The 13,043-nt window shown below is 69.0% G+C and carries 9 protein-coding genes and 5 pseudogenes; 5 read left to right on the top strand and 9 right to left on the bottom strand.

What is annotated here, in order from left to right; all coding sequences use genetic code 11:
- Nucleotides 1–596 precede the first annotated feature (596 nt).
- Nucleotides 597–1,609, bottom strand: a pseudogene (gap, locus tag FRZ33_RS06215) (type I glyceraldehyde-3-phosphate dehydrogenase).
- A gap of 163 nt (nt 1,610–1,772) precedes the next feature.
- On the opposite strand from gap, the gene FRZ33_RS06210 reads away from it, so the two are divergent.
- From FRZ33_RS06210 to FRZ33_RS06200, 3 genes are read left to right on the top strand one after another with little or no spacing between them, the layout of a single operon-like run.
- Nucleotides 1,773–2,393 (top strand): OmpW/AlkL family protein, encoded by a 621-nt coding sequence (locus FRZ33_RS06210; RefSeq protein ID WP_146908454.1) that lies wholly within the window; start codon nt 1,773–1,775, stop codon nt 2,391–2,393.
- Between the two features lie 49 nt (nt 2,394–2,442).
- Nucleotides 2,443–3,279 carry a S1/P1 nuclease gene (locus FRZ33_RS06205; RefSeq protein ID WP_146908452.1) on the top strand — a complete coding sequence of 279 codons (837 nt, stop codon included), beginning with the start codon at nt 2,443–2,445 and terminating at the stop codon, nt 3,277–3,279.
- A 1-nt stretch (nt 3,280) separates the two neighbouring features.
- Nucleotides 3,281–4,039 carry a sulfite exporter TauE/SafE family protein gene (locus FRZ33_RS06200; RefSeq protein WP_227978173.1) on the top strand — a complete coding sequence of 253 codons (759 nt, stop codon included), beginning with the start codon at nt 3,281–3,283 and terminating at the stop codon, nt 4,037–4,039.
- A 19-nt stretch (nt 4,040–4,058) separates the two neighbouring features.
- Here the strand turns inward: FRZ33_RS06200 and FRZ33_RS06195 are convergent, their stop codons facing one another.
- Nucleotides 4,059–5,414 carry a M56 family metallopeptidase gene (locus FRZ33_RS06195; RefSeq protein WP_146908449.1) on the bottom strand — a complete coding sequence of 452 codons (1,356 nt, stop codon included), beginning with the start codon at nt 5,412–5,414 and terminating at the stop codon, nt 4,059–4,061.
- A complete protein-coding gene (locus FRZ33_RS06190; protein ID WP_146908446.1) occupies nt 5,404–5,772 on the bottom strand; it encodes a BlaI/MecI/CopY family transcriptional regulator in 369 nt (122 codons plus the stop codon). Before FRZ33_RS06190 ends, FRZ33_RS06195 begins: the two co-directional genes overlap by 11 nt.
- A 106-nt stretch (nt 5,773–5,878) precedes the next feature.
- On the opposite strand from FRZ33_RS06190, the pseudogene FRZ33_RS06185 reads away from it, so the two are divergent.
- Nucleotides 5,879–7,829: pseudogene (locus tag FRZ33_RS06185) on the top strand (acetyl-CoA hydrolase/transferase C-terminal domain-containing protein).
- A 63-nt stretch (nt 7,830–7,892) separates the two neighbouring features.
- Nucleotides 7,893–8,755 (top strand): annotated as a pseudogene (locus FRZ33_RS06180) (MBL fold metallo-hydrolase).
- On the opposite strand, the gene FRZ33_RS06175 reads toward FRZ33_RS06180, so the two are convergent.
- The 6 genes and pseudogenes from FRZ33_RS06175 to FRZ33_RS17945 all read right to left on the bottom strand — a co-directional run bounded on the left by FRZ33_RS06175 (nt 8,730) and on the right by FRZ33_RS17945 (nt 12,950).
- Nucleotides 8,730–9,092: a carboxymuconolactone decarboxylase family protein gene (locus tag FRZ33_RS06175; RefSeq protein WP_146908445.1), complete on the bottom strand. Its 363-nt coding sequence runs from the start codon at nt 9,090–9,092 to the stop codon at nt 8,730–8,732. The pseudogene FRZ33_RS06180 and the gene FRZ33_RS06175 overlap by 26 nt on opposite strands.
- A 29-nt stretch (nt 9,093–9,121) precedes the next feature.
- A pseudogene (trxC, locus tag FRZ33_RS06170) lies at nt 9,122–9,563 on the bottom strand (thioredoxin TrxC).
- Nucleotides 9,560–11,052, bottom strand: a pseudogene (locus FRZ33_RS17270) (efflux RND transporter permease subunit). Before FRZ33_RS17270 ends, trxC begins: the two co-directional pseudogenes overlap by 4 nt.
- A 2-nt stretch (nt 11,053–11,054) precedes the next feature.
- The gene (locus tag FRZ33_RS17265) at nt 11,055–12,206 is read right to left on the bottom strand and encodes an efflux RND transporter permease subunit (protein ID WP_322619020.1); all 1,152 of its coding nucleotides are present in this window, start codon (nt 12,204–12,206) and stop codon (nt 11,055–11,057) included.
- Nucleotides 12,164–12,790: an efflux RND transporter permease subunit gene (locus FRZ33_RS17260; protein ID WP_322619019.1), complete on the bottom strand. Its 627-nt coding sequence runs from the start codon at nt 12,788–12,790 to the stop codon at nt 12,164–12,166. The genes FRZ33_RS17265 and FRZ33_RS17260 overlap by 43 nt, the downstream gene beginning before the upstream one ends.
- Complete coding sequence (locus FRZ33_RS17945) at nt 12,783–12,950, bottom strand: permuted SH3 domain-containing protein (protein ID WP_484463047.1); 168 nt, start codon at nt 12,948–12,950, stop codon at nt 12,783–12,785. Before FRZ33_RS17945 ends, FRZ33_RS17260 begins: the two co-directional genes overlap by 8 nt.
- Between the last annotated feature and the right edge of the window lie 93 nt (nt 12,951–13,043).

Raw genomic sequence — 13,043 nt, 5'->3', positions numbered from 1 at the left:
AAAATCGGGGCGGATCGCCTATCGTGGGGCGCGTTCCCCTGAACGCGTCCGGTGCCATTTTGGCGAGGTTGCAACGAGGACTCGCCGCTGCGCGGCGAACAGCCACTGCAAATACAACGGCAACGGCAACGGCAACCGCAACCGCCGCCTCCGCAAAAGCGGCTCCGGCTCCGCCCTGGCCCTGGCCCCGGCTCCAGCTTTTGCTCTGCGCCGCATGGCGGCGAGTACTTCGGACCAGTTTGCGGAAGATGGCACCGGACGCGTTCAGGGGAACGCGCCCCACGGGAGGCGCGCTGCCGACAAGGGACGCGAGCGTCTTAGCAAACGACAAGGCGCAGGAAAGATCCCACACGCGGAAGCCCATGAGCCCCCACGCGCAAGCAAAACACCAATGCCGCTCAAGAACTCCGACCAGCGACCTGAACGATCCGCACCGGCAGTGCCGGGGAAGCGAGGGTCTCTTTCTGCGAAATAAAAGGCTTCACTGAGCAGAAAGAGACCCTCGCTTCCCCGGTACTGCCGGCGCCAGATCAACAAGCGGCGAAAAAAAGCCCCGGCAGGCCGGGGCTTTTTCGGAGAACGCGGTGAAGCAGGACTTACTTGGCAGCCATCAGCGCCAGCGTGGTGTCGAGCATGCGGTTGGAGAAACCCCACTCGTTGTCGTACCAGGCGCCGACCTTCACCAGCGTGCCGCCCATGACCTGGGTCAGCGTGCTGTCGTAGACCGAACTGCGCGGATCGTGGTTGAAGTCCACCGACACCAGCGGCTGCGTGTTGAAACCCAGCACGCCCTTCAACTCGCCTTCGCTGGCGGCCTTGACCGCCGCGTCGATCTCTTCCTTCGTGGTCTCGCGCTTGGCCACGAACGACAGGTCGACGAAGGACACATTGATGGTCGGAACGCGCATCGAGAAGCCGGTCAGCTTGCCGTTGAGTTCCGGCAGCACCAGGCCGACCGCGGCGGCGGCGCCGGTCTTGGTCGGGATCTGCGACATGGTCGCGCTGCGGGCGCGGCGCAGGTCGCTGTGATAGACGTCGGTCAGCACCTGGTCGTTGGTGTAGGCGTGGATGGTGGTCATCAGGCCGTGCACGATGCCGATCTTCTCGTTCAGCACCTTGGCCAGCGGCGCCAGGCAGTTGGTGGTGCAGGACGCATTCGAGATCACCGTGTCCGAAGCCTTGAGCGAACCGTGGTTGACACCGAACACGATGGTGTTGTCCACGTCGTTGCCGCCCGGGGCCGAGATGACCACCTTCTTGGCGCCAGCGGTGAGGTGCGCGCCCGCCTTGGCCTTGAAGTGAACAGGCCGGTGCACTCGAACACCACGTCCACGCCCAGCTCGCCCCAGGGCAGCTTGGACGGGTCGCGTTCGGCGCAGACGCGGATGCGGTCGCCGTTGACCACCATGTGGTTGCCGTCCACCGACACGTCGGCGTTGAAGCGGCCGTGCGCGGTGTCGAAACGGGTCAGGTGCGCATTGGTCTCGGCATCGCCCAGGTCGTTGATGGCCACGATCTGGATCTCGTGGGTGCGCTTGGATTCGTACAGCGCACGGAGGATGTTGCGACCGATGCGGCCGTAGCCGTTGATGGCGACCTTGATGGACATGGAGGCTCCTGGGACCGGCGCCTTGCCGGAGGGGTGGGGGAAAGCGGGGCATTTTAGCAACCTCGGCGCCCCGGTCCCAGCGGTGGGGGACTTGATTTGCCTCAAGGCCGGTCCCGGAAAGGGGGCGGAAACTGACGGCATCGACCCCACAGGAGCTGTGCCCATGCGTATCCAGAGCCTTTTGACGCCCCTTGCCTGCGCCGCCGCGCTGGCCCTCGCCGCACCGGCCCAGGCCCAGGAGGCCGGGGACTGGACCTTCTCGGTCGGCGCCCACGCCGTCGACCCGACGTCCGACAACGGCACCCTGGCGGGCGGGGCCCTGTCCACCGACGTGGACAGTGCCTGGAGCCCGACGATCACCGCCGAATATTGGCTGCGCCCGAACTGGGGCATCGAGATCCTGGCCGCCCTGCCCTTCGAACACGACATCGCACTCAACGGGGCCCACGCCGGTTCGACCCGGCAACTGCCGCCGACCGTGTCCCTGCAGTACCACTTCCGCGGCCGCCGGGTCACGCCCTTCGTCGGCCTGGGCCTGAACTACACGACCTTCTTCGAGGAAGAGACCCGCGGCCCGCTGGCGGGCACCGAGCTCGAGCTCGACGATTCCTGGGGACTGGCGGCGCACGGCGGCCTGGACATCGCCATCGGCGACAGCAAGTGGCTGCGGCTCGACGCGCGCTGGATCGACATCGACACCGACGCGAGCGTCAACGGCGCCGACGTGGGCACGGTCGAGATCGATCCCCGGGTCTACGGCGCCGCCTTCGTCTGGGCGTTCTGAACCGCGGGCGATGGCGGGGGTCATGGCCGCTGGCGTAGAGTCGGCGGCCATGAAGATCCCCGTCCTGTTCGTGCTGCTGCTGGTTTCCGCCCTGCCCGCCCCGGCCCTGGCCTGGAGTCGCCAGGGCCACCAGCTGGTCGGCGAACTCGCCGAACGCGAGCTCACGCCGGCCGCACGCGCGCAAGTGCAGCGACTGCTGGCCGGCGAACCCGTTCCCACCCTCGCCGGCGTGTCCACCTGGGCCGACGAGATCCGCGCCGAGGCGCGCGAGGGCGGGCATTCGCTGGGCGAACGCAGCACGCGCTGGCATTACGTCAACTTCCGGCGCGAGATGGGCTGCGATTACGTGCCCGCGCGCGAATGCCCCGACGGCAACTGCGTGATCGCCGCCATCAACGCGCAGCGCGCCATCCTCGCCGATGCGGACCGGCCGCTGGCGGAGCGCCGTGATGCGCTGAAGTTCCTGGTGCACTTCGTCGGCGACGTGCACCAGCCGATGCACGCCGGCTATGCCGACGACCGCGGCGGCAACAACTACCAGCTCAACTACCGCGGCAAGGGTTCGCCCAAGGGCGAAGGCACCCAGCTGCACGGCGTGTGGGACTACTGGCTGCTCAGGAGCGCCGACCGGGACAACGACGACTATTTGCAGCACCTGCTGCAGTCGCCGGTGCCCGCCGACGGCGCGGCGGGTGCCGACAACCCGCCGGTGGAATGGGCGCTGGAGTCCTGCCGCGTGATCCGTGGCGACGGCGTGTATCCGAAGAAGCGGTCCATCGGCGACGACTACCTGGACCGCCACCGCCCGGTCGCCGAACAACGCCTGCGCCAGGCCGGCGCGCGTCTGGCGGCCCTGATCAACGCGGCACTGGATCCGGCAGGCTGAGGTGTTCGGCCTGGGCGAAACGGAGTGGCTGCTGGCTGGTCTGTTCCTGCTGGTGGCGGTGCTGTATTCCTCGGTCGGGCACGCCGGCGCCAGCGGTTACCTGGCGGCGATGGCCCTGCTGGGGTTCGCGCCGGAGCAGATGCGGCCGACCGCACTGGCGCTGAACCTGCTGGTCGGCGGCATCGGCCTGGTGCGTTTCTGGCGCGTGGGGCTGGTGGATTTCCGCAAGGTGCTGCCTTTCGTCGTGGCCTCGGCGCCGGCGGCGTTCCTGGCCGCGCAATACCCGATCCCGCGCGAGAGCTATTCGCTGCTGCTGGGTGGCCTGCTGCTGTTTTCGGCGGTGGCGGTGTTCCGCAGCGCGCGTCACCTGGTTACCGACGACAGCGCCGTCGTGCTGCGGCCGGTGCGCTGGCTGCCGGCCCTAGGGGCCGGCGCGGCCATCGGCGTGTTGTCGGGACTCACAGGCACCGGCGGCGCGATCTTCCTCACGCCGCTGCTGCTGTTGATGCGCTGGAGCCACACACGCGAGGCTTCCGGCATCTCGGTGGCCTTCGTCTGGATCAACTCGGCACTGGGCCTGGCCGGATTGTGGAAGGCCACCGGCGCATTGCCGGCAGCCCTGCCCGCCTGGCTGATCGTCGTCGGCGTCGGCGCGCTGGTCGGCACCCAGCTCGGCATCCATCGCCTGCCGCTCAAGGGCCTGCGTTACGCGCTGTCGCTGGTGCTGCTGATCGCGGCCGGGAAGCTGTTGCTGGGCTGATCTGGCGGGATCGTACGGATCAGCACTCCGTCTCGGACGCAGGCGGGGCGGCCCCGTTCCAACGCGCGACGCTCATCTGCCAGGGCTTCAAGGGATCGGCGGCCGAGACCTTCGCAGGCGCGGCCTCGACAGCCTCTGCGGAAGGCGCATCCACCAGCACTTCGATGGCGATGCCGACGAACCGGTCCGGATAGCCGTCGCCGACGCGGATGACCGCCGCGGCGCCGGGTTTCGTGATCAGGCGTGGCTGCGCCTGGCTGACTCCGTCACGGAGGATATCCGCGGACACGAAGATGTTCCCGTCTTTCAAGGTATCCACCGTGAGCGCGATGGACCACGCGGAACCGTCCTGCTCGTAGTCGAAGGTCCTGGGCTGGCCCGCATGCATCCGCAAGGATTCGGCACGCCAAGGGCCGTCGTCGAACCTGACCTTGAAGGTCGTCGCCAGCCCGTCCTGCGCGGGCGCGCCGGCTTCCGCGGGAGCCGCGACGCGGGCGGGCTGCGCGGCCCAGGCGGTCCAGCCGCCGGCGACCGTGAGTGCAATGACCACGGTGAAACCGGCGAACCAGCGCCGTTTGTCGGGCAGGGGATGCTTGAGCATGGCGATGCGTTCCTTCAGGGGGTGGGATCCGAACCAGTGGCAGCCGAAGGGCAAGGGCTGATCGGCGAGCTGGGCCTTGAACAGGGCGTCGCCGTAGCTGCGGCGGGAGAGTGGGAACCGGCGCAGCACGGCGGCATCGCAGGCCAGTTCCTGGTCCTGGCGGAACCGGCGGGCCGCCCAGTGCACCAGCGGGTTGAACCAGAACAGGCAACGAAGCACGGCGGCGAAGGCGCTCGCGGGCAGGTCGCCACGACGCCGGTGCACGTTTTCGTGGCATAGCACCAATTGCTGTTCGTGCGCTTCGTAACGTTGTTCGAAATCGCGCGGCAGGACGATGCGCGAGCGCCAGCCGATCACCGCCGGCAGGCCGGCGACCGCCTCGCTCTGGTACATCCCGTCGTCGCGACGGCTCAACGCGCCCAGCCCACGCAGGAATCGTCGCTGCTGGCGCGCCAGTGACAGGACGGTGGCGACCAGCCCGAGCATCCATGCCGTGGCAAGCCAGGGCGCGGCGTCGAAAGGTCGCACGACCACCGTGGCGGACAATCCGGCCGCCGTTTCCGCCGGTATGCCAAGTACCGCCGGCGCAGATGGCGCGATCGCTGCCGGCAACAGGGTCGCCAGCAGCGCCGCGGGCACCAGCATCCATGCCGCATAAGCCGCGCTGGCCCCGAATGCCGGCAGCAACCACCGGCGGAGAAGGAGTACGGCAAGAATGGCCGCGCTGCCGGCCAACGTGGCTTCGAGCAGCCAGGCGATCAGGTCAACGGCCATCTTCCAGCTCCTGGAGCAGCTTCTTCAGTTCCGCGATGTCCTTCTTCGACAGCTTCCGGCGCTCCGTGAAGTGCGCAACCATCGGCGCCAGCCGCCCGCCGAACAGCCTGTCCAGCAGTCCTTCGCTTTCCTGCTGCAACCAGTCCTCGCGACTCAGCAGCGGCGCGTAGAGGAACCGCCTGCCGTCGCGCTCGCTGCTGATCGCTCCCTTCTTGAGCAGACGGTTGAGCAGGGTCTTCACCGTGGACTCCTGCCAGTCCTTGCGCCCCGCCAGGGCCGCCAGCACGTCATCGGCGCCCAGCGGGCTGCGTTTCCAGAGCACCTGCATCACGACGGATTCGGCTTCGCTGATCGCCATTTCGATTACACCTGTAGATTCGTGCTGAATCTACGCCTGTAATCGCTCAAGTCAAGCCCCATGGATGGCGATGCCATACTGGCTCGACCCCGGGACGAGCCAGGCCATGGACCGACCACACCCCGATGACTCGCTGGAGAGTGCCGTTGACCGGCTGTTGGCCCATGCCGGCCCCCGCCTGGTGCTGGCCGCACCGCTGGGCCTGGGCAAGCCGCACCGCCTGCTCAATGCCATCACCCGGCGCATCGCCGCCGAACCTTCGCGTTCGCTGCATCTGCTGACGGCGTTGTCGTTGACACCGCCTGCCGCCGGCAGTGGATTGCAGCGGCGTTTCCTGCAGCCCTTCCTGGCGCGGCAGTTCGGCGCCGACTTCCCGGTACTCGACTACGCGCTGGCGATGCGTGCGGATGCGCTGCCGGCTAACATCCGGGTCGAGGAGTTCTACATGCAGTCCGGCGCGCTGCTGCGCTCGGAACAGGCACAGCGCGACTACGTCAGCCTCAACTACACGCATGTCGCCCGCGCGGTGGCCGAACGCGGCGTCAACGCATTGGTGCAGAAGGTGGCGCGCGAACCGGGTGGTTCGCGCCTGAGCCTTAGCTGCAACCCGGACCTGACCTTCGACCTGCTGGACGAAATGGCTCGGCTCGGCAAACCGCGGCCGCTGCTGGTCGCCGAAGTGGACCCGCACCTGCCCTGGCTCGATGGCCCCTGCGCGGTGGCCGCCGATTTTTTTCGACGTCGTGCTGGACCTGCCCGGTCCGGCGCCGGAACTCTTCGCCCTGCCGCGCGAACCGGTGGGCGACGTGGACCATGCCATCGGCCTGTATGCCAGCACGCTCGTGCGCGACGGCGGCACGTTGCAGATCGGCATCGGCTCGCTGTCGGACGCGCTGTGCCATGCGCTGGTGCTGCGGCATACGCGCAATGACGACTACCTGGCCGCGCTGGAAGCGCTGTCGCCGGGGCTGGCGGACTCGGCGCTGGTGCGCGACACCGGCGGCACCGGACCCTTCCGCCAGGGTCTGTACGGCGCCAGCGAGATGGTGAACGACGGCTTCCGCCGCCTGGCCGAAGCCGGTGTGCTGACGCGGCGCGTGGTGGACGACGCCGCGGCGATGGCGCGCATCAACCGGGATCAGGCAACGGACGCGGACCGTGCGCTGCTGGCACGCGAAGGCCGCTGGCTGGACGGCGCCTTCTATCTCGGCTCGAAGGACCTGTACCGCTGGCTGCGCCAGCTGCCGCCAACGCAGGCGCGCGGCATCGGCATGACCCGCGTCTCGCACATCAACGAGCTGTACGGCAACAACGAAGCCCTGGAACGCGAACAGCGCCGCGACGCACGTTTCTTCAACACCTGCATGATGATGACGGCGCTTGGCGCGGCGGTGTCGGACGCGCTCGAGGACGGGCGCGTGGTGTCCGGCGTCGGCGGCCAGTACAACTTCGTGGCGATGGCGCATGCCCTGCACGACGCACGATCGGTGCTGATGCTGCGCGCCACGCGCGGCGCGCCGCCGGCCGCGAACATCCTGTGGAACTACGGCCACACCACCATCCCGCGGCACCTGCGCGACATCGCCATCACCGAATACGGCATCGCCGACCTGCGCGGCCGCAGCGACCAGGACTGCGTGCGCGCGATGCTGGCGATCACCGATGTGGCGCACCAGCCGGGACTGGTGCTGGCGGCACGGGCCGGCGGGAAGCTGCCGAAGGACTTCACGTTGCCTTTGGGCTGGGCGGACAACCGGCGCGAATCCCTGTCCCGCGCCATGCACGCGTTGCGCCGCACTGGCGTGCTGCCCGACTACCCGATGGGCAGCGACTTCACGCCGGTGGAAGAACGGCTGGCCCAGGCGCTGGGCTGGCTGAAGGCGCGCAGCGCCCGGCCGCGCGACCGCATCGGCCTGGTCGTCCGGGCACTGATGGCCCGGCCCCCGCAGGACCCGGACGCGATGCAGCGCATGGACCTGGCCTCACCCACCGGGCTGACGGCGAGGATCGAAGCCAGGCTGCTGGCCTTCGCACTCGCGCAGGCCGGCAAACCCTAGCCGATGCGTGGCCGCCACCCGCGGCATACCCTTTCCGTCACCAAGCCGTCTCCGGAACCCACCATGGCCGCCCTCGAAGTCCAGCCTTTCCACCACGCCGAAACCGGCACCTGGAGTTACGTGGTGCGTGCACCCGGCGGCGAAGCGGCGATCATCGACCCGGTGCTCGACTTCGACGCCCGGTCCGGCCGCACCTCCACGCCTTCCGCACAGGCCCTGCTCGACCACGTGGCCGCCAAGGGCCTGTCGGTGCGCTGGATCCTGGAAACGCACGCGCACGCCGACCATCTCAGCGCCGGCCACTGGCTGAAGCAGCGGCTTCCCGACGCCCGGCTGGCGATCGGCCAGGGCATCCGCACCGTGCAGAAGACCTTCCGGCCGATCTTCAACCTGGGGATCACTTCCCCGTCGACGGCTCGCAGTTCGATCATCTGTTCGACGACGACGAAGGCTTCCAGGTCGGCGAGGTGCCGGCGCGGGTGATTCCGGTGCCCGGCCACACCAGCGACAGCGTGGCCTACCTCATCGGCGATGCGCTGTTCACCGGCGATTCGCTGTTCATGCCCGATGGCGGCACTGCCCGCTGCGACTTCCCGGGCGGCGACGCGGCGACCCTGTACCGCTCGATCCAGCGCCTGTATGCCCTGCCCGGCGACACCCGCGTGTTCGTCTGCCACGACTACGGCCCGGGTGGGCGCGAACCGCGGTGCCAGACCAGCATCGACGAACAGAAGGCCGGCAACATCCACATCCGGAACGGCGTGGACGAGGCGCAGTTCGTCAGGATGCGCACCGAGCGCGACGCCACGCTGGCGATGCCGACGCTGATCCTGCCCTCGGTGCAGGTCAACATCCGTGCCGGCGCCCTGCCCGAACCCGAGGCCAACGGCACCCGTTATCTCAAGCTGCCGGTGGACTTGCTGTAGCCGCGAATTCGTCGAAGGCGCGCAGCGTTTCCGCGGCATAGATCATCGACGGGCCGGCGCCCATGTAGATCGCCATCGACACGGTCTCGAGCACCTCTTCGCGGCTGGCGCCGGCGCGGATCGCCGCCTTCACGTGGAAACCGACGCAGCCATCGCAACGCGTGGCGATGGCGATCGCGATGGCGATCAGTTCCTTGGTCTTCACGTCCAGCTGGCCGGGAGCGAGCGCCTCGCGCGCCAGGCCGCCAAAGGCCTTCATCGGGCCCGGCGCGCCGCCGCGCAGGGCGGCGATGGCCTTGTTGAGATCGTCGACCATTTCGGGATAGGACTGGCTCATGTCGGTTTCCTTGGTTTCCTGCGGAAGGTTCAGGCGCGCAGCTGCTGCTGGGTCCAGCGCACGATGCCGCCGGCGTCCATGGCGCCGGACTGGCGGGCGATCTCGACGCCCTGACGGAACAGCACCAGGGTCGGGATGCTGCGGATGCCGTGGCGCTGGCCCAGCGTCGGCTCGGCCTGGGTGTCCACCTTGGCCAGGCGCACGGAGGGCTCGAGCTGGCCGGCGGCGCGTTCGAAATGCGGCGCCATCATCTGGCAGGGCCCCGCACCAGGGCGCCCAGAAGTCCACCAGCAAGGGCAGGCTGCTGCGGTCGGCGTGGGCGCTGAAATGGTCCACGCCCAGCGCCAGCGGCGCGCCGGTGAACAATGGCCGGTGGCAATGGCCGCAGTTGGGCTGTGCGCCGAGTTTCTGCGCCGGCACGCGGTTCATGCCATGGCAATGCGGGCAGGCCAGGACCAGGGGCTCGCTCATGCGCTGGCCTCCCGGCGTCGCCCACGATGCTCGAGCAGGATGAAGTAGAGCAGTGGGATCACGATCAGCGTCAGCAGGGTGGATACCAGGATGCCGAAGATCAGCGCGATCGCCAGGCCGTTGAAGATCGGGTCGTCGAGGATGAAGAAGGCGCCGGCCATCGCCGCCAGGCCGGTCAGCAGGATCGGCTGCGCGCGCACGGCGCAGGCTTCGATCACCGCATCCCCAGCGCGTGGCCCTCGGCGATGGACTGGTTGATGAAATCCACCAGCAGGATCGAGTTGCGCACGATGATGCCGGCCAGCGCGATCATTCCGATCATGCTGGTGGCGGTGAACTGCGCGCCCAGCAGCGCGTGGCCCGGCATCACGCCGATCACGGTGAGCGGGATCGGCGCCATGATCACCAGCGGCACCACGTAGTCGCGGAACTGCGCCACCACCAGCAGGTAGATCAGCAGCAGGCCGACCGAATAGGCCAGGCCCATGTCGCGGAAGGTCTCGTAGGTGATCTGCCACTCGCCGTCCCACTTGATGGCGAAACCCGAGGCGGTTTCCGGCGCCGACAGGAAGTGCTGCTGCACCGGCGTGCCGGCCAGCGGCTTGTCACCCACCTGCCCCACCAGGTCGAACATGCCGTACAGCGGGCTGTCGATGTCGCTGGCCTCGTCGCCGGTGACGTACACCACCGGCAGCAGGTCCTTGTGGTGGATCACGGGCTCCTGGGGCAGGCGCTGCACCGTCACCAGCTCGGACAGCGGCACCAGGCGGTCGTCACCGGCGCGCACGCGCAGGGTCAGCAGCTGTTCCAGGCTGGCCTGGTCGCCCGCCGGCAGGCGCAAGCGCACGGGCACCGGATACTTGGACGCGCCGTCGCGCAGGTAGGTGGCATCGCGTCCGCCCACGCCCAGCTGCAGCGCCTGCGCGATCGTGGCCTGGCTCACGCCCAGGCGCGCGGCGCGGTCGCGGTCGATCAGCACCAGTTCGCGCTCGGCATCGGCTTCGACCGTGCTGTCCACGTCCACCACGCCCGGCGTGGCGCTGAAACGCGCCTGCAGGTCGCGGGCGATCGAACGGGCGCGCGCGGCATCCGGTCCGTAGATCTCGGCCACGAGCGGCGCCATCACCGGCGGCCCCGGCGGGACTTCCACGACCTTTACCGAAGCACCGTACGTGGCGCCGACCTTCGCCAGCAGCGGCCGCACCGCCAGCGCGATGTCGTGGCTCTGGCGGTGACGCGCGTGCTTGTCCACCAGGTTGACCTGCAGGTCGCCGACGTTGGCGCCCTGGCGCAGGTAGTACTGGCGCACCAGGCCGTTGAAGTTCACCGGCGCCGACGTGCCGGCGTAACCCTGGATGTCGCTCACCTCGGGCACCTCGGACAGCACCTGGGCCAGGTCCAGCAACAGGGCGTTGGTGCGCTCCAGCGGCGTGCCTTCGGGCAGGTCCACCACCACCTGGAACTCGGACTTGTTGTCGAAGGGCAGCATTTTCAGCACGACCAGCTGCACCGCGGCCAGGCCGGCGGCGGCGAGCACGGCGGCGCCGATGCCCAGGAACAGCAGGCGCCGGCGCGATGCCCCCTTGCCTGGTTCCATAATGGACGCAGCAGGCGCTCGAACAGTCCGCGCAGACGCACCGACAGCCCGTCGCCGTGCCCGGCCGGCGCTGGACCGGCCGGCGCGTGCCGCGACAGCAGCTTCAGCGACAACCAGGGCGTCACCGTCAGCGCGATCAGCAGCGACAGCAGCATGCCGACCGAGGCATTGATCGGGATCGGGCGCATGTAGGGGCCCATCAGCCCGGACACGAAGGCCATCGGCAGCAGGGCCGCGATGACGGTGAAGGTGGCCAGGATGGTCGGGCTGCCGACTTCGTCCACCGCCGGCGGGATCGCCTCGCGCAGGGTCTTGCCGCCCAGGCGCATGTGCCGGTGGATGTTCTCGACGATGACGATGGCATCGTCCACCAGGATGCCGATCGAGAAGATCAGTGCGAACAGCGACACGCGGTTGATGGTGAAGCCCATCGCCCACGAGGCGAACAGGGTGATCGCCAGCGTCAACACCACGGCGCTGCCGACCACGATGGCCTCGCGCCAGCCCAGCGCGAACAGCACCAGCAGCACCACCGACAGCGTGGCGAACACCAGCTTCTGGATCAGCTTGATCGCCTTGTCGTTCGCGGTGTAGCCGTAGTCGCGCGTCACCGTCGCGTTCACGCCCTCGGGGATCACGGTCGCCTTCAGGTCCTCGAGCCGTTCCGCGATGGCGGTGGTGATGTCGACGGCATTGGCACCCGGCTTCTTCGCGATGGCGAGCGTCACCGCCGGCGCGACGATGCCCTCTGGCTGCAACTGGCCCGGCGGCGCGGTGTACCAGGCGTACTGCGTCGGCAGGTCGGCGCCGCGGCGGATCTCGGCGACATCGGCCAGGTACAGCGGGCGACCACCGGAAAGACCGATCACCAGTTCGGAGACCTGCTGGGCATCCGCCAGGTAACGACCGGCGGTCATCGGCAGCACGCCGCCGGCCGTCACGCGCTCGCCCGCCTGGGTGACGGCGTTGGCGGCGGCGAGCGCGCCGGCCAGGTCGTCGGCGGTCATGCCGTAGGACGCGAGCCGGGTGGCGTCGAGTTCGACCACCACCGCACGCTGCGGCGCGCCCAGGTGTAGATGTCGCGCGTGCCGGGCACGCGCTTGAGTTCGGTTTCCAGCGTGTGCGCGACTTCGGCCAGGTCGGTGGCGCCGCGGGCCGGGTCGTCGGTCCACAGGGTCACCGCCATCACCGGCACGTCGTCGATGCCCATCGGCCGGACCAGCGCCTGCCCCACGCCGAGTCCGGGCGGCGCCCAGTCGGCGTTGGAATAGACCTGGTTGTACAGGCGGACCAGCGCCTCCTGGCGCGGCACGCCGACGGCGAACTCGACCGTGAGCAGGGCCGATCCGGCGCGGCTCGATGAGTACACGTGCTTGACGCCCTCGATCTCCGAAAGCACCTGTTCCAGCGGCACGCTGACCAGGCTTTCGACATCTACCGCCGGCGCACCCGGAAAAGGCACGGTGATGTTGGCCATGGTGACGTCGATCTGCGGCTCTTCCTCGCGCGGCGTGACCAGGGTCGCGAACAGGCCCAGCAGCAGGCCCGCCACCGCCAGCACCGGCGTCAGCGGGTTCGCCTGGAAGGCACGCGCGAGGCGCCCGGACAGGCCGAAGCGTGGCTCAGCCATCGTCCGGCTCCCGGCCCGCCGACGCCAGGTGCGCGAGCGCCGCCAGCGGATCGGTGGCGACACGTTCGCCTTCCGCCAGGCCCGCCAGCACTTCGACTTCGGACTCGCGGCGGTGGCCCAGGCGCACCTGGCGCAACATCACGCGGTTGGCCGGATCCACCACATAGACCGCCGTCACTTCGCCGCGTGTCACCAGTGCCGTGGCCGGCAGCCAGAGATTGCGCGAATCGCCGGTCTTGAACGCCCTTCACCG

Origin of the sequence: Arenimonas daejeonensis, assembly GCF_007993735.1 — a bacterium.
Taxonomy (GTDB): Bacteria; Pseudomonadota; Gammaproteobacteria; order Xanthomonadales; family Xanthomonadaceae; genus Arenimonas; species Arenimonas daejeonensis.
This window is presented reverse-complemented; position numbering and strand designations above follow the sequence as displayed.